Origin of the sequence: Caballeronia udeis (assembly GCF_044909315.1) — a bacterium.
In the GTDB taxonomy this organism is placed as follows: domain Bacteria; phylum Pseudomonadota; class Gammaproteobacteria; order Burkholderiales; family Burkholderiaceae; genus Caballeronia; species Caballeronia udeis_A.
Window position 1 is genome coordinate 1 of the sequence record NZ_JBIYEB010000030.1, and the last position, 17,755, is coordinate 17,755.

At 63.6% G+C, this 17,755-nt stretch carries 10 protein-coding genes; 8 read left to right on the forward strand and 2 right to left on the reverse strand.

The features are described from left to right. Positions 1–374: 374 nt before the first annotated feature. Together ABH944_RS34720 and ABH944_RS34725 are read left to right on the forward strand one after the other, a co-directional pair. A complete protein-coding gene (locus ABH944_RS34720; protein WP_404612349.1) occupies positions 375–875 on the forward strand; it encodes a BCAL1086 family glycoprotein in 501 nt (166 codons plus the stop codon). Between the two features lie 166 nt (positions 876–1,041). Next, positions 1,042–3,606, forward strand: a complete 2,565-nt coding sequence (locus ABH944_RS34725) for a mechanosensitive ion channel family protein (protein ID WP_404612350.1) — start codon at positions 1,042–1,044, stop codon at positions 3,604–3,606. Between the two features lie 44 nt (positions 3,607–3,650). On the opposite strand, the gene ABH944_RS34730 is transcribed toward ABH944_RS34725, so the two are convergent. Next, positions 3,651–4,217 (reverse strand): cysteine dioxygenase family protein, encoded by a 567-nt coding sequence (locus ABH944_RS34730; protein WP_404612352.1) that lies wholly within the window; start codon positions 4,215–4,217, stop codon positions 3,651–3,653. A gap of 144 nt (positions 4,218–4,361) precedes the next feature. Here ABH944_RS34730 and ABH944_RS34735 point away from each other — a divergent pair, with 144 nt between their 5' ends. Both ABH944_RS34735 and ABH944_RS34740 read left to right on the forward strand, forming a co-directional pair. Then, positions 4,362–4,844 (forward strand): Lrp/AsnC family transcriptional regulator, encoded by a 483-nt coding sequence (locus ABH944_RS34735; protein ID WP_062087868.1) that lies wholly within the window; start codon positions 4,362–4,364, stop codon positions 4,842–4,844. Positions 4,845–4,965: 121 nt separating this feature from the next. Continuing rightward, positions 4,966–5,172, forward strand: coding sequence for a hypothetical protein (locus tag ABH944_RS34740; RefSeq protein ID WP_062087866.1), 207 nt, complete (start codon positions 4,966–4,968; stop codon positions 5,170–5,172). A gap of 58 nt (positions 5,173–5,230) precedes the next feature. Here ABH944_RS34740 and ABH944_RS34745 read toward each other — a convergent pair whose 3' ends face one another. After that, a complete protein-coding gene (locus tag ABH944_RS34745) occupies positions 5,231–7,852 on the reverse strand; it encodes an FUSC family protein (RefSeq protein ID WP_404612355.1) in 2,622 nt (873 codons plus the stop codon). 252 nt (positions 7,853–8,104) lie between these two features. Here ABH944_RS34745 and recC point away from each other — a divergent pair, with 252 nt between their 5' ends. The 4 genes from recC to arfB are packed head-to-tail and all read left to right on the forward strand — an operon-like array spanning position 8,105 to position 17,605. Further along, the gene (recC, locus tag ABH944_RS34750) at positions 8,105–11,485 is read left to right on the forward strand and encodes an exodeoxyribonuclease V subunit gamma (RefSeq protein ID WP_404612356.1); all 3,381 of its coding nucleotides are present in this window, start codon (positions 8,105–8,107) and stop codon (positions 11,483–11,485) included. Then, complete coding sequence (gene recB / locus ABH944_RS34755; RefSeq protein ID WP_404612357.1) at positions 11,482–15,168, forward strand: exodeoxyribonuclease V subunit beta; 3,687 nt, start codon at positions 11,482–11,484, stop codon at positions 15,166–15,168. Before recC ends, recB begins: the two co-directional genes overlap by 4 nt. Further along, complete coding sequence (locus tag ABH944_RS34760; RefSeq protein WP_404612359.1) at positions 15,165–17,195, forward strand: AAA family ATPase; 2,031 nt, start codon at positions 15,165–15,167, stop codon at positions 17,193–17,195. The genes recB and ABH944_RS34760 overlap by 4 nt, the downstream gene beginning before the upstream one ends. Next, entirely contained in the window at positions 17,192–17,605 is a 414-nt protein-coding gene (gene arfB, locus ABH944_RS34765) for an alternative ribosome rescue aminoacyl-tRNA hydrolase ArfB (RefSeq protein ID WP_404612361.1), read from the forward strand. The genes ABH944_RS34760 and arfB overlap by 4 nt, the downstream gene beginning before the upstream one ends. Positions 17,606–17,755 lie beyond the last annotated feature (150 nt).

Here is a 17,755-nt window from a genome sequence, read left to right on the forward strand (position 1 = left end):
ATCTGACATTCACGAAGCATTCCTCAAACTAGCCTGCTCACTCGTCTGCTGGAACATCTTCAGCCGAACTGAGCAGCCTTTTTGAACTGCCCTCTAAGAACCGTTGTCGATGAAATGAATCAGAAGCGTCTTAAAGCGGGGCCGATCGTGCATGTTGCGGAGTGGCGCCGGTGGCGTTGCTGCGAATTGCCCGGAACGCCCCCGAAACCTGGCCGAACCGCCAGCATCGCTGGGGTCGAAGGAAGCGGGCTGGCGCACACGGTTATCATGGGTAGTGAGTGAGCCGTTGCAGCGGTGAATGTGACGGATGTGATGAAGGTGACGGATGTAACAACCGGGCGGCGGGTGGATCGCTCGCCCAACAGGACATGACGATGCAAAAGAACTGGATGAACCGGCTGGCGGGCGCTGTGGTTGCGCTCGGACTACTCGCGGCATGCGAGAAGCATGACGCCGCGGCGGGGCAGGCCGCGGGGGCGTTGAATGATGTAGCCAGCCAGGCCGGTCAGAAATTCGATCAGGCTGCGAACTATGTCGGCCAGCAGGTCGACTCGGTCAAGCAGTCCGCGCAGCAGAACCTGCAGTCCGCAGGCACCTTGCCGGATATGTCGGCAAGCGGTGTGGCCGCAGCCGCGCGGGCGAATCTGGCAGGCGCGGCAAGTGCGACAAACGCGGCCATTGTCAATGCCGCGAGCGACACCGGCGCGGGCCTGCAGTCCGCCGGCCGCAAGTTGCAGGATTGGTCCGCGAGCTCGGCCACAGGTCAAAGCGGAGCGTCGGGAACGGGTGCGGGCAGTTCGTCGAGTGGCACTTCGAATGGTTCGTCCGCTACGTCGGCGGACCCTGGAAATGCGCGCACGGATATGGACAAATAGGTGGCCGCCGGCTCGGACCATGGAGCGTGCAACGGTCTTCAACGCGGTGATTGCGGTGTCCCCGGGCTAACATCTCGTTACCTGCGTGACCGTTTTGTCTAAAGATAATTTCGGCGCAGCGGCTAAACTGGCGGTCTTTTACCTCTTTTGCGTATTGCGCACCGCCATGAAACCAAGCCGCATCCGGGCGCTCGCTGTCGCGCTGGTATTGGCCGCGTTGGTCAGCTCGGCGCTCTCTGTTTTCTCCCTGAACGCTAGCGCTGCCCCTCCGGCGCTCACGTTGCCGTCGTTCCAGGAACTCATCAACAAACCGGCGGCACCCAGCCCGGGCTCAGCGTCCGCGGCGGCTTCCGGTACGGCGGACGCCACGGCCAGCCCGGCCGGCGACGCGGATCTGACGCGCTCGCTCGACACGGTCATCTCCACTCTGGACAACGACCGGGAGCGCACGGCACTGGTCGCGCAGTTGAAAAAGCTTCGCGACGCGAAGCGTGACGCCCAGGCCGCCGCACAACCGGCCGACTCAGCCGCCGCGTCCGACGGCTCCGGCGCAGCGGTGCTGCCGGAGGTGGCGGCGGCGTCGTCCGCGAGTTCAACGTCGGCGGCGTCGGCGGTCGTTGCCGCCATCACGCCGAAAACCGGGTTGCTCGGAGCGATCGCGTCGGGGCTGTCGAGTCTGGAGGACGACTTCAGCCGTGGCCGCACGCCGCTTAACTATTGGGGCGGCCGTCTGAACGCCGCGGGCAACGAGCTTTTCACCATTGTCTCGGGCCAGAGCCGCGAGAGCTTTGGCCACACGCTGCTCAACTACTGCCTGATGCTGGCAGGTTGGGGCGTTTGCGCTTTCCTGCTGGTCTACTTCCAGCGGTACTTGCATGCGCGTTACAACGTTCATTTCGGACTGCGCGCCAATCCGACCACCAGTGAGCTTCTGATCTTCACGTTACGGCGGGTCGGGCCCTACCTGTTCGCGTTCATCGCGGCGCTCACTTTTGTGCGGCTGATGCCCGTGTCGCTTGGCCGAACGCTCGCCATGGTCACGGCGTACGCAATTGTCGCGGGCGCCGTGTTTTCATCGATCTGCCTGATCATGTTCTCGCTGTTCGGGTCGGCACATCGCCGGGTGGCGGTGCATCTGCTGATCCTACATGCGCGTCGCCTGTTGTTCCTGATCGGGACGCTCGGCGCACTCGGCGACGCCGCGTCCAACTACGACGTGGCGCAACAGCTCGGCACGAATCTGTCAGGGCTCCTGTCGACGGTCGCGAACATGGGAGCGGCCATCCTGACCGGCTATTTCACGCTGGCGTTCCGGCGGCCCGTGTCCCATCTGATCCGCAGCCGGTCGTATGAACAGCGCAGCCAGCACAAGGCCGCGACCGAAACGTTCGAGGTGGTCGGCTCGCTCTGGCAGGTGCCAATGCTGCTGCTCGCATCGGCTTCGGTGATCGCGACGCTGGCGGGCATCGGGACCTCCGAGAACGTGCTGCAGATGGCGATCGCAACCGCCGGCTTGTTGGTGGTCGGACTGTTTCTCAGCGCCGTTGTGTTGCGCGTCACGCGACTGCCGCAGCGCAAGACGCGCCGGCAATCGGCGTATGTACGACGGCTTTTCAAGTTCTTCGGCCGCATGATCGTGCTGATGATCTGGGTGGCCTTCATTGAACTCGCTTCGCGTTTCTGGGGGTTTTCGCTCACCCAGCTGGCGGAGGAAAGCGTTGCTGCACGTGGCATCACGCACGCGGTGAGCGCAATCCTGCTGACTATTCTTATCGCCTGGCTGGTGTGGATCCTGATCGATACGGGGATTCAGGAGGCGCTGAATCCGAACACGCCGCGCGGTAAAGGGCGTGGTCCGAGCATGCGTGCGCGCACCATGCTGCCGCTGATCCGCAACGTCGTGTTCGTGGGTCTGCTGACTGTCGCCGCGATCATTACCGCCGCCAATCTCGGGCTGAACGTGACGCCGCTGCTTGCCGGCGCCGGAGTGATCGGGCTGGCGGTGGGCTTTGGTGCGCAGTCACTGGTGGCCGATCTGATAACGGGACTTTTCATCATCATCGAGGACACCATTTCTGTCGGCGATTCGATCGAGGTCGATGGCGGCCATGCGGGCGTGGTGGAGACCCTGACCATCCGCACCGTGCGGCTGCGCGATGGGCAGGGCGCTATTCACGCCATTCCGTTTTCGCAGATCAAGGTGGTGAAGAACCTGTCGCGCGATTTTGCCTATGCGGTGTTCGAAGTCCGGATACCGTTTTCCGCCGACGTCGACCAGATCACGCAGATGATTCGTGAGGTCGGCGCGGAATTGATGGCCGATTTTCGATACCGGCGCGAGATGCTTGGGCCAATCGAAGTGTGGGGACTGGACCGTTTCGATCCCAACTGGATGGTCATGAAAGGGCAGATCAAGACCCTGCCGCTGAAGCAATGGAGCGTCGCGCGAGCATTTAACGTCAGGGTCAAGCGCAAGATGGACGAGATCGGCATGGACGTTCCAGTGCCGCAGATGCAACTGCGGGTATCGCGGGAATCTGGTGGCATGGACACCGTTCTGGACGATGTCGAGGAGTTCACAGAAGCGGCTCCGTTGTCGCCGGTGGAGCGCAGCGCGGCAGCCATGGCCCGCGATATTTCGCACAACTCCCAGCCCGCGCCGCCGCCGACCGATCAATCCGTGCAAGTGCCGCCGCAGATTCCGACGGCGTCCGAGCCGGGGAAAGCGTAGCGTGGTTCCGCGGCTATTTCCGTCTGACTCGACGCCGACGCGCGCTATGCGGCAACCATCACGAGGTCGTTGACGTGTGTCGAAATGCGCGCGGCGGGCACGCCATAGATGTGGAGCGAGACGGCGGTCTGTCCGGCCGTCGAGGCGTTGCCCAACTGGTGAATTGCCCCACGGCCGGCGCCGACAAATGACACCGCGCCGCGTGTACGCTCGTGGCGGCGCGTTTCAACTGCCCGGTTCGCGTTCGCATCCCACGCGTAGAGCGTCTCGGACAGGGTTCCTTCGATCACCGTATAAGCGCACCAGGTGTGATGACCATGCACCGGGCTTGCCTGACCGGCTTGCCAGACGAGCGCGGCAACGGCGTAGCGGCCGAGCGGATCGGCCGCGAGCAAATGCCGGCGATAACAATCCGCCCCGCCTTCACGCTGCGCGTCCGACAACAGGCCGGCTTCCCGGGACAAGTCATGGAGCGCCGAGCGCACGCCAAGCGCGAATCCCGCCGAGGACGGATCGAGGCGGCAGGCTTGATCGAGTGCTTCGGACAAGCGTGCGAGGGGTGATCGTGTATCAATGGCAGGAGTCGTGGCAAGAGTCATGGCAAGAGTCATGGCGAGGCTCGTCAAGGAGGCGGAATCAGGGAGAAAGGAGCGGAAAGCCGTGCCTCTTTTATACCGGTTTGCATGTGGAAAAAGTTTCCATATAATTTCGTCAAGGCACGGAAAAGTAGAATAATTTCCTATAAGGGGCGGGCTGTGGGCATGGACCTTATCGATCGCAAGTTGCTGGAGCTGTTGCAAGAGGACGTGACAATGCCTATTGCCGAACTGGCGACGCGCGTCAATCTCTCGCAGACGCCATGCTGGAAGCGCGTGCAGCGGCTGAAGGAAACCGGCGTGATTCGCGCGCAGGTCGCGCTGTGCGATCCGCGCAAACTGGGCGTGGGAACAACGGTTTTTGTCGCGGTGAAGACGAATCAGCACACGCAGACCTGGGCGGAGGATTTCACGCGCGCGGTGCGCGACATTCCCGAAGTCGTCGAGGTGTATCGGATGAGCGGGGAGACGGACTATCTGATGCGCGTGGTGGTGTCGGATATCGACGACTACGACCGCGTCTACAAGACGCTGATCCGCGCGGTACCGCTTTACGACGTGAGTTCGAGTTTCGCGATGGAACAGATCAAATATTCCACCGCGCTGCCTGTGCGCGCGCCACTCGGGGTCACCGGGAACTAAGGTTTTGAGCTCGATGTGGAACGCGTCCTGCGAGGTGGACGCAAGGCTGGCGCAACCCTTCTGAAATCCATGTCGGGTAAGATCGTGTGCTTCGTCCAATCCCACTCAGAGCTTCGATTTCATGACCGATGACCGCCGCAAAAAGGCCCCGACGCGGAAGAACCCTACCTTCGGAATCAGTATCCTCATCGTGGTCGTGGTGCTGCTTGTGATCGGCACATTGTTCTTCAATGCGATCCGTGACAAGCGCGAGTACGAAAGAGAGAATCCGCAGGAGGCCGCGAGCGCCGCGGCACCCGCCGCGCCTGCGACGGGCGCTTCCCAGTAACGCTGGCGCGGTTTGCCGCTTACGCGTTACGTTGCTTCAGGCGGCGATGCTCCAGCCGTCACTCCGGCAGATTGATCAGGCTCGCGTCCTTGCGAATCAGCAGTGACGCCGTCAGCATTTGCTTGCACTGATGCGCAAGCAGCTTCAGATCCTGGACGGCATCGGCCGGAATATCCTGGGCGCGCTCCGCAGCAACCACCATTGAATCCAGTTCGCGCGTGAGCAGCTTTGACTGCTCGGCCTGATCTTCGGGAGCGGGCACACCGTCCTGCGCCTGCGTTAGATTGTCGCGGATAACGCTCAGCGCGCGCTGCACGGGTTGCGCGGCATGCCCCGCAGCGGACTTCCCTACCGATTGCAACAACGGCCCCGCCGCCGTGATTTGCGACGCGAGCACGTGGCTGCGGATCAGCAGATCGTTGAGTTCAGGCACGAACCTTTGTTGCGCTTTCGGCTCGAGCATCATGCGCTGAAACGCCTGGCCGAGATTCGCAAACGCGATATGCACGTTCTTGCGCGCGAGGCGATAGCGGAAGTCGCTGTCGAGCGCCTCCGCTGCCACAGCTGCCGCGGCGGAGGCGCCAGAAATGGCGGTCACGGTCGCACTTTCGCCGGGGACGGCTTTCTTCCTCGATGCCCCGGCCGGAGGCTTGTCACCTGCTGCGGCGGCCGCCGGTTCAAGCCGACCTGCCGTTGTGTCCGGGAGGGTTTGCACCGCAGCACTGTTTCCATCCGATACCGCTGATTCGGCCAAAGCGGCCGCCGGGTTGTTCACGACTGGTGCCCGGCCGGCATCGTCGCCATTTATCGCGCCGGAGGAAGCAGCATCCCCCGCTGTCGCGAGTTCCGCCTTACCGGCTTCCACCTGCGCAAGCGCAGTCGTCGCTGCTTGCGCCGTTGCCGCGTTGGCATCGGCGAACAGATTGGCGTCCGCCGCGCTCCTGGCTTCCGCCTGAGCGCCGGGCTTGCCGGTCCACCACCAGCTTGCTTCAAGATAATTGCGCATGGCGCCGATCATGTCGCGCACCTGTTTGCCCATCAGGCGGTATTCCCAGTACGGAAACAGATGGCTGGCGGCAATCGCAATGGCGCATCCAACGACTGTGTCGATCGCCCGTTCGCCGATCAGCCGCATGCCGCCCGGCGCAAGCAGATGCAGCATCAGCAGCACGTAGCCCGACGTGAACACCACGCTCGCCGTGTAGTTGAAGAGCAGCAGGCTGTAGCTCATGACCATGCAGGCGAACATGGCGATCAGCAATACATGAGGGTCCTTCACGACCAGGATCAACCCGACGCACGCCGCGCAGCCGATAGCGGTGCCGATGATCCGCTGCACGTTACGCTGTTTGGTGAGCGAATACCCGGGCTTGAGAATGATGACGGTTGTCATCACGATCCAGTAGGCGTTGGTGAGCGGCAGCAGCCGTCCGAGCCAGAACCCCACACCCACTGCAATGGTTACGCGCAGCGCATGCCGGAAGCTCGGCGAGGCCATGGTCAGGTTTGAAAAAATCTGCATGAACGGCACTCGCCGGCTCGACACAAAACGCGACAAGGTCGGGTCGACGCGAATCACGGTCTCGGTAATGCCCGGATCATGCCGCGTCTGGCGACGCATCCGGTCGATCAGCCGTGTGGCACTCCAAAGCCTCCTGAACGCGGCCGACACCGCCGAGTAGGCCTCCGGGTTCTTCTGCGGGACCTCGTGCCGGCGCATCTGGTCGAGTTCATATTCGATCGCGCGCAACTCGGCCTTTACGTTGATGCGTGCCCGTGCCGGCCGGTTTTGCAGCACGGCCAGGCCGATGTCCTCCAGATCAAGCGCGGACTTTCTCATCAGGTCGCGATAGAAGATCAGGATGTCCTGCCCGCCAAAGGTGTTGCGCACAAGGGGGTAATCGGTGTGCGCACCCACGAACATCTCGTGCAGGTCGACCACGTTGATGAAGAGGTTGAAGAGCATGACGCGGCGCGCATCGAGCTTGCCGCTTCTCAGTTTCGGCAGGTTGCGCAGCACGATGTCGCGTGCCGCGTCCTGGCGCTCGACCGCCGCGATCTGCTTTTCGATCAGTTTTCGGTAACACTCGTCGAAATTGGCGTCGAGATCGTAAAAGGCCGAGCGTGCGAGCAGATACTCGGCGCAACTGAATACGCTTTCCGCCAACGCCTGGCGCTCGATCCGATAGACAAGCGAACGGCTGACGAAGGTCGCCCAGTAGGTGTACCAAAGACCGCCGAGCAGGATCCACGAAGCGTTGACGAGCGCCTGCATGGGCGTGAAATGCTCTTCCAGCGTCACGATCATCATGAAGAGCGTGGCGAAGCTGATCTGCGGCCAACGGTTGCCGTACACCACTACCAGCGACAGCACGAAGGTGAGCGGCACGACGGTCAGCCACAGCGTCACCGCGTTCGCGCTCGCTATGCCGGTAGCAAGCGCCGACAAGAAGCCGATCACCGTACACGCCAGCATCTCGTTGTGCTTGTACTTCAACGGCCCCGGCATGTCGACGACGCTCGCACCCAGTGCGCCCGTCGCAATGGTGAAGCCGAGTTCACGATTGTGAAACACGGTCAACATCAAGATGGCCGGCAACGAGACGCCGAGCGCGATCCGCAAGCCACCAAAGAAGTACTGGCTATAAATGAATTTTCTGATTTCTAGCGAGTAACGCATCGACTTCCTAGTTTGCTGCCCGGGTCTTCGGGTGTCTCAGGTCCCGGCATGATCTCGGGTTCCCATATAGGGCCACCCGGACCTGACTTAATGTGGGTTCGAGTCTAACCCAACTCGACGGCATCCAAACCTAGGCCGTTCGGTCGAATTCCGGTCAAGAACGGCCTTTGCTATCCTGTCGTTTCACCTCGCGACACGTCCTTGGCCCTGGCCGTTCGAGTGGTTGCCTTTCATGCTCAATTAGCAGGATCCATGCTCGAACTTTTCTATTCGAATCGCCATGAAACGCTGTCGCAGGCGCTGCTCGACGACGTCGCCGCGTTTGCGCTGAATGGCGGCGATCCGTTCGCGCGCCAGACGATCATCGTGCCGAGTGCGGCGGTGCGCCGCCGGCTCGAACTGGACATGGCCGCGCGCTTTGGCATCTGCGCAAACGTGGACCTGTGCTATCTCGCGCAATGGTTGTGGGCCAGGATCGGGGGCGTCTTGCCCGTCCCCGAGCATTCGCCGTTTGCGCCTGACCGGCTCGTGTGGCGCTGCTTCCGGTTGCTTGGTGCAATGACGCAGACCGCGCCGGAGAGCTCGTCGCGGCTGCGCGCCTACCTCGACGCCGCCGACGATTCCATGCGCTACGAACTCGCGCGGCGTATTGCGACGGTGTTCGATCACTATCTGACGTATCGGCCGGAATGGCTGCTGCACTGGCAGGCCGGTGGGTCGATCCTGGCCTCGGCCGGCGGGGCAGTCGATGCAAACGGGCCGCGTTTGCCGAATGCCACGGCCATCCAGCGCGAGGACGAACGCTGGCAGGCAGCGCTATGGCGTGCGTTGCTCGCCGACCTGGCGCAAGACGCCGGCGAGCACGATCCCACGCCGCCTGCCTACCGTTTCTTGAGCGAATCGCCGAAACTCGATCTCGACGCCGTCATGAAGGCCGAGTGGCCGGAGCGTGTGAGCGTGTTTGCGTTGCCGACCATGCCGCCGTTGCATATTGCGTTGCTGCGCGAGCTGTCGCGATGGATCGACGTGCGGATCTATGCCATTGATCCGTGCCGCGAGTTCTGGTTCGACATAGTGAGCGAGGCGCGGGTGGAACAACTCGAACTGGCGGGGAAGCTGGACTTCCAGGAGGTGGGTCATCCGCTGCTCGCCGAATGGGGCCGCCAGACGCAGGCGCAGTTGCACATGCTGCGCGAACTGACGGAGAGCGCGGCGTCGCGGGAAGCCAGCCATTTCGAGGAGAACCCCGCGCCGACGTGGCTGGCCCACGTGCAGAACGCGATCCTCAATTTGACCGAGGTTGCCGAGCCCGGCGAAGCGCTCGAACCGGGTATCGAAATTCACGTGTGTCATAGCTTGTCGCGGCAACTCGAAGTGTTGCACGACCGTTTGCTCGGCTGGTTCGACGAGATCGACGGGCTACAGCCGTCTGATGTGCTCGTAGCGTTTCCAGATCTTGCCGCGGCGGGCCCGCTGATCGATGGCGTGTTCGGCACCGCCCCCGCTGGTGTGGCCGGCGAGCGCCGGCGGATTCCGTACCGCATCACGGGTTTGCCGCCGTCGCAGGCAAATCCGGTTGCGCGTGTGCTGCTCGACTGGCTGGCGCTGCCTGAACGCAGCGTGGGCGCGCCTGAGTTGATCGAATGGCTGCGGGTCGACGCGGTCGCGGCGCGTTATGGCATAGACGCCGTGGCGCTGGAAACCGCGCAGACTTGGCTTGCGGCGGCCGGCGCACGGCGCGGGCTCACGCCGTCGGCCGTCACTGCCGTCGACGTGCCCGCGGCCCGTCACACTTTCTCCGACGCCCTCACGCGGCTGTTCCTCGGCTATGCGTTGCCCGACGGGGGTGCGCCTGTCGACGAATGGTTGCCGGTTGGCGGCGCGCAGGGGTCGGATGCGGAATTGCTCGGCCGGCTGACGCGGTTCATTGACGACATCGACGCGTTTGGCGAGCGCATAGCCACAGCGCGTACGCCGCAGGCCTGGACGCAATTGCTGCTCGACGCGCTCACGCAGTTCTTCGATGCCGGTCTGCCGTTCGCGGACTCGATCGCCGACGTCCGTTCCACACTCGATGCCCTGATGCTGTCAATGAGCGAAGGCGCTGTCGACACCGAAATTGGCGCCGACGTTCTGCGAACGGCGCTCACGGACGCTCTCGACGACGCTGCGCGTGGCGGTGTCCCATGGGGCGGCGTGACGTTTTCGTCGCTGACGAGCTTGCGCGGGTTGCCGTATCGCGTGGTCTGCCTGCTCGGCATGGACGACGGCATGTTGCCCAGTCTCACGCGCGCCGACGAATTCGACCTGATGGCGAGTTTCGGCAAGCTTGGCGACCGGCAACGCCGTGACGACGAGCGCAATCTGTTTCTCGACTTGCTGTTGTCGGCGCGGGACCGGTTGATGATCGCCTACACGGGCCGCAGCATCCGCGACAATGCTGCGCTGCCGCCCGCAGCGTTGATCGACGAATTGCTCGACTATCTGGCGGAAACGGTGGCGGGCGAAGGCGTATCGCCGAAAGAACTCGAGCGCGCGCGCAGCCGCTTTGTGTTCGAACATCCGTTGCAGCCGTTCGCGCCGGAGTACTTCAGCGCGCCGTTGTTCACCTACGAGCCGGAGCGCGCGGAACTGGCGCGAACGCTGGCGCTCGGCAGGGTCGAACCGCCGGCGAAGTTCTTTAGCGGGCCGTTGCCGGCGGAAGACGTGGAGCCCGTTGCATTCGACGACTTCGAGCGCTTCTGGCGTCATCCGGCGCGCGCTATCTTGCGCGATCGGCTTGGCATCTCGCTCTTCGACGCTGAAACCGAACTTGGCGATACAGAACCGTTCGAGCTCGAATATCCGGGCCGTGCCGCGCTTGCCGATCGTGTGCTGCCCGCGCTTCTTGAGCTCACCGCCGACAATGAATCCCACGGCCTCGATCGTGCGCGGCGTGTCGCGCGGGCGAGTCCCGAAATGCCGGGCGGTGCGACGGGCGGCGTGTGGCAATCGCGGGAAATTGGTGCATTGCATTCGCTTGCCAACCGGGTGCGGGCCGCGACATTGGAAGGTGCCGCGCGCTTGCCGTTCACGCTGGACATCAAGCCGCGTTGGCCGGATGCCGAGCTGTTCGGCCGCCACGACGCCACTTTGAAAACTGACGCCTTGCAACCCATGCAGCTTCACGGCACTTTGAACCTGCTCACCGACGAAGGCCAGATCATCTATCGATACGACGTGCCGCGCGCCCGCGACTACCTCTCTGCGTGGCTCGCCCATCTTGCCTACTGTGCCGCGTTGCCTGATGGCCCGCGACGCACGGTGTGGCACGGTCGTGGCGCGCAATCGAGCGGCTTTGAACTGATGCCCGTCGACGATCCGCATGCGCACCTGGCAACCCTCGCCGCGTTGTATCGCGCCGGGCGGCGGCTGCCGTTGCGGTTCTTTCCGAAGAGCGCGTGGACATGGGTCCGGGAGAGCGAGTCCAAGGCGCAGGGCGTGTGGATATCGGACCGGACGCGTGGAGAATCCGACGATCCTGCGTTGCGCATTGCGTTTCGCGGCGCTGAACTGAGACTCGACGAGACCTTCGTCACGTTGGCCAGGATCGTCTTCGAACCGCTGATCCGGCACATGCGGAGCGACGCATGATGCGTAACGAAGCAAGTACACCAACAGCCGACGAACTTGACGTCTTCGAATGTTCGCTCGACGGCGTGAACCAGATTGAAGCGTCGGCGGGAACGGGCAAGACGTGGAACATCTGCGCGTTATACGTTCGCCTTCTGCTCGAAAAGAAGCTTGCCGCCGACGCGATCCTCGTCGTCACCTTCACGAAGGCGGCGACCGCCGAACTGCATGAGCGTATCCGTTCGCGACTCGTCCAGATCGCGCACGCCATGGAAACCGGTGACACCGGGGACGACGCGTTCCTCGAGCGCCTGTTCGAGACTACGCTAGAACGCATCGATCCCGATGAAGCGCTCAAGCGCATCAGGATCGCGCTGCATACGTTCGATCAGGCCGCCATCCACACGATCCACGCGTTTTGCCAGCGCGCGCTGCAAGAGGCGCCGTTCGCAGCGACCATGCCGTTCGCGTTCGAACTCGAAGCCGACGACAGCGCGTTGCGCTTCGAGATGGCGGCGGACTTCTGGCGTGAACGGATCGAACCGGCCGCCGCGAGGGATTCATCGTTCGCCGCGTGGCTCGTGAGCAAGGGCGCGGGACCGGCGTCGCTCGACGCACAGCTTTCGCGCCGGCTTAAAAAGCCGCTTGCCACGTTGCGTTGGGGTGAGTCGGAACTCGCCCACCGCGAGGACGCACAAGCGTTGTTCGATACTGCGTGCGCGGTGTGGCACGCCGAACGCGACACCATCGTGCAGTTGCTGATCGACGCCGAAGCGAAGCTCAGCAAGACCACGCACAAGCGCACGCTGATCGATGCGGCGGTGGCGGCGTGGTCCGGCTATTTCGCCGACAACGACTGCCACGCTGCGCCACCGAAGGAAGCGCTGAAGCTCACGGCGAGCGCGTTGAAGAAGGGCACGAAGGCGAAGAACGAGCCGCCGTCGCACGTTTTCTTCGATCACGCCGAGACGCTTGCCGCTGCCGCTGCCGCTGCGGAAGCAGCGCAGCGCGCGGCGTGGCTTGGCATTGTGCGAGACTGGCTCGACTATGCACCGCTGGAACTGGCGGCGCGCAAGCGGACGCGGCGCGTGGTGTCGTTCGACGACCTGCTGTCCAACCTGTATCAGGCGCTCGCCGCCAACCCGTGGCTTGCCGATGCGCTTCGGGCACGTTATCCGGCAGCGTTGATCGACGAGTTCCAGGACACGGACCCGCTGCAGTTCGCTATCTTCAACAGTATCTTCGCGCCCCAAGGACCGCTGTTTCTGGTCGGGGATCCGAAGCAGGCCATCTATAGTTTCCGCGCCGCCGACCTGCATACGTATTTGAAGGCGCGCGAGCAGGCATCGGCGAGATATACGCTTGCGGTCAACCAGCGTTCGACTGCGCCGATCATCGACGCCTGCAACCGCATTTTCGGCGCGAACCCGGCGGCGTTTATCCTCGACGGATTGACGTATCAGCCGGTGCGCGCCGGTACCCGTGAACGGCAGCCGTTCAACGACAACACAGCGTTGGCCGCGTATTCCGACACCGCCGATTTCTGCGTGTGGATGTTGCCGCAAGGCGATTCCGCGCTATCGAAAACGAACGCCAACCGCCATGCGGCCGAGGCCTGCGCGGCGGAGATCGTGCGTTTGCTGCGCGGCGCTCAAAACGGCGAAGTAACGATAGGCGACAAGCCCTTGTCGCCCGGCCAGATAGCCGTCCTTGTGCAGACGCATCGGCAGGGAAGTCTCGTCAAGCGCGTCCTGGCGAGCTGGGGTGTGGGCAGCGTGGAACTGGCGCAGGCGTCGGTGTTCGGTACGTTCGATGCCGAGCAGATCGAACGTTTGCTCGCCGCTATTGATACGCCCGGTGACCTGCGCCGTCTGCGCGCGGCGCTTGCAACGGACTGGCTCGGGCTGGACGCAGCCGCGTTGTGGAACATGGAGCATAGCGAAGCCGTTGAAGGCTCCGCCGCAACCGACGCCATGAGCTGGGTCGAACGTTTCTCGCGTTACCGGATGCTGTGGCACGAGCGCGGGTTTGCGGTGATGTGGCGCACGCTCGCGCGTGAGTTGCTGATCGCGCAGCGTCTGGTCGTAGGTCCCGACGGCGAGCGCCGCCTGACCAACGTCAATCATCTGGCCGAGTTGATCCAGGCGCGCGGCGCGGTGCAACCGGGCATTGCGCCCACGTTGCGCTGGCTTGCCGCACAGCGCGCGGAGCAGGGCGGTGGGGAAGATGCGCAGTTGCGGCTTGAATCCGATCGCAACCTTGTGCAGATCGTCACGGTGCACAAATCGAAAGGCCTGGAGTATGCCGTCGTGTTCTGTCCGTTCCTGAACGACGGCGCGTTGCGCGATCCGCCGTCCACAGGTCTGCCCGATGCCCGCGAATATCACGACGGCGGTGCGGCCATCCTGCATTACGGCTATACCGACGAAGAGGGTGAACGCGCGTCCGCGCTTGCCACGCTCGAGCAGGCCGCCGAGCGCGCGCGGCTCGTGTATGTGGCGCTCACACGTGCCGTGTACCGGTGTTATGTGGTTGGAGGGGTGTATCTGATCGGTAAATCGGCGAAGGAGTCGCGGCGCAGCGTACTCAATTGGCTGGTCGCGGGCGCAGGCCATCCGTTCGGCGACTGGCTCACCGAGCCGCCGGAGGAAGACGAGGTGATCGGAAGCTGGCAGGCGCTTGCAACCGGCTCCATTTCCGTCGAACCCCTGCCCGTGATCGATATGCGCGAACCGCTCGTGGTAAATCGCGACGCCGCCTTCGTGCCGCAGCCGCGAACCAGCCATCGCGTATTGCGCGACAGTTGGCGGACCGCGAGCTTCAGCTCGATGATCGCGGCCGGTGCCCGCGAGGAATCGAACCAGGCGCAGCCCGCCGACGAGCGTCCTGACCACGACGGACTTATCGATGCAATCGCGGCTGTCGAAACGCCGGTGCCCGCAGCCCCGGTCCAGCTCGCCGCCGACGATATCCTCGCGTTTCCGCGCGGTCCGTCGGCGGGCGAGTGCCTGCACCGGATGTACGAGCTCGCGGACTTCACCAACCCGGCCACGTGGCCCGAAGCGATCGGGCGCGCGTTGCATGAACATCCCATTTCTGTTTCTGCCTATGACGCGCCGGCTGCCGACCTGCCCGCAATGATGGCGTGTCTTCTCGCCGATACAGTTGCAACCGAACTCGTACCCGGCATGCGTCTCGACACCATCCCCACCAAGCGGCGCATGAATGAACTCGAGTTCCTGTTCCCGGCGAAGTCGCTGGATTTCTCGGCCTTGCGGCGCGTGCTCGTCTCGCACGGCTTCCCCGATGTCGCGCTGGAAGCCGGAACCTTGCGTGGCTTCGTCAAAGGGTTCATTGACATGATCGTCGAGCACGGGGGGCACTTCTGGATCGTCGACTGGAAGTCGAATCATCTTGGGCTGACGCCGGCGGATTACGACGAGGGATCTCTGGATGCGGCAATGGCCTCGCATGCCTACCATTTGCAGGCGCTGTTCTACGTGGTCGCGCTGCATCGTTATCTGCGTGTGCGGTTGCGCGATTACGCATTCGAGCGGCATATCGGCGGTTACCTGTATTTGTTCGTGCGCGGCGTACGGCCCGGTTGGCGGGAGGGCGGCAAGGCAGCAGGCGTGCATGTGGGCAAGCCATCGCTGGAACTGATCGAGGCAATCGACCGCCTGATGCAAGGAGTTGCCGCATGAATGCGCCCGACCTGATTTTCCTCCCCGACGACAACGTCGCGCTTGCCGATGGTTTCGCGCGCCGGATAGGCGCGTTATCGAAGCGCCTTCAAGGCGATGCCGGCAACGTACGCTGGGCTCAGCGCGCGGCATTCGCCATAAGCCGCGCGACTACGCAAGGGCATGTGTGCATTGCGCTTGCTGCGCTCGCGCAGCGGTATGGCGAAACGGCCGGCACCGTACACGCCGCGTTGCTGGCAAGCGGCGTGGTGTGTGACGGCCGGGAAGCGGCAGCGGACCTGCTGCCGCTCGTTATAGATTCGAGCTGGCGTATCTATCTCGCCCGGTATTTCGACTATGAACGAAGGCTCGCGCGGGCGCTGGTCGAACGTGCGGAAGTGTCTGCCAAACCGATCGATCCGGCCGAATTGAAAGCGCGCGTGGGGCGCTATTTTGCGGCATCAAAGAATGACGATGACAACATCGACTGGCAACGCGTGGCCGCGCTTGTAGCGTTGTCGGGACGTCTCACCATCGTGAGCGGCGGTCCGGGGACGGGCAAGACAACAACAGTCGTCGGCGTGCTCGCGTGCCTGCTCGACGAAAACCCGGCTTTGCGAATCGCGCTCGCGGCCCCGACCGGCAAGGCGGCGCAGCGTATGCAGGAGGCGCTGGTAGAACGCGCCAATGTGTTGCCGCCCGAGTTGGCCGCGCGTTTGCCGCACACGTCGTTCACGTTGCAGCGGCTGCTTGGCACGCAGGCGAACGGGCGCTTCCGGCATCATCGTGACAATCCGCTGCCATTCGATGTGATTGTGATCGACGAGGCGTCGATGATCGACGTCGCGCTCGCCGCGCATCTTCTCGAAGCGGTCGCGCCCGGTGCGCGGCTCGTGATGCTCGGCGACAAGGATCAACTTGCGGCTGTGGAAGCAGGCGCTGTGTTCGCGGAACTGAGCGCGCAGCCGGTTTTCAGCGATACAGGCGCGGCGCGGATAGCAGCAGCGTTGTCGATGCCGACCGCGCGGTTTATTGCCGCGTTGCCGCACCACGATGATGATCAAACCGAACTGCTTGAAACCGAACCCATGTGGATTGACGAGCCCGGTTATCTGATCCCGGACGACGGCACTGAGGCTTATCACGCTCACGACATGTTGGCCGGCCCGCCCGAAGTCGACTGGCATCCGGCGACGCCTGTCGCGCCCGGTCAAGCCGCGGTGAGTCCGTTGACCGATTGTGTCGTGTGGTTGCAGCGCAATTACCGGTTCGGCCTGGATTCGGATATTGGCCGGTTATCGGTCGCCATCCGTCGCGGTTCCGTTGATGACGCGCTTGCTGCCTTGACGCCCGGCAGCCACGACAATCCCGCAAAAGCGGCACTGCTCATCGACGATGCCGGAGCTCATCTCTCGGAGCGCACGCTGGCTCGCCTGAACGCCGGTTTCGAACCGTACGCGCGAGCGCTTGCCGAAACGCTTGAAGCGGGAACCGGCGCCGCGCCGCTTTTCGATGCGCTCAACCGCTTTCGTATCCTCGCCGCCACGCGTCATGGGCCGCGTGGCGTGGATGAAATCAACGCGAGGGTATCGGCGTGGGTCCGCGCGGTTGCGTCGGTCACGCTGGGCGCGGGCGCTCAATGGTTCGCGGGGCGACCGGTGATCGTGACGCGCAACGACTACGCGCTGGGCGTGTTCAACGGCGATATCGGCATTGCGCTGCCGGCGCCGGGCGGCGCGATGCAGGTCTGCTTCCGCATGGCGGACTCCACGTTGCGGATGCTCTCTCCCGCCGCATTGCCGCCGCACGATACGGCGTTTGCGCTGACAGTCCACAAATCGCAGGGCTCGGAATTCGACCACGCCGCGCTGGTACTGCCCAGCGCGTTTGGCCGGATGTTGTCGCGGGAACTGGTTTATACGGCGATCACGCGGGCACGCAACCGTGTCGATGTCATTGGCTCGGCGGACGTTTTTGCGCAAGCCGTCCGGACACCTACGCGGCGTGACTCGGGTCTGGCCGCGCGCATTGCGGAGGCCGCATTGTGAATCATACGATCGAGTATGTGATCCAGCCGAACGAGGTCGAACTGAGCGCCGTGCGCGCGCAGGGAGCGGGCGGTCAGAACGTCAACAAGGTATCCAGCGCGATTCATCTGCGCTTCGACATCCAGGCGTCGTCGCTCCCGGAAACGATCAAGATGCGCCTGCTCGCGTTACGCGACAGTCGCATCACGCGCGACGGGGTGATCATCATCAAGTCGCAGGAACACCGCACGCAGGACATGAATCGGGCGGCGGCGCTCGCACGGCTCGACGAGATGATCCAGCGCGTCAGCGTGACGCGCCGCACACGCGTGGCGACGAAACCTACCCGGGCGTCGCAGTTGCGAAGGGTGGATGGGAAAGTGCGGCGAGGCGCGGTGAAGGCAACGCGGGGACGGGTGGAGGGGGAGTGAGCCGCATTCAGCCGGCCTGGTACGGCGGTCCGCTTCTCGCCCGGTCAACGCTTGGGCGACGCTGATTACGTTGCACGACCAAGCCCGCGGTACGACCAACCCCATGCTGGCTAGCAACGTAATCAGCGCCGTCCATCGAAAGCCAAGTCC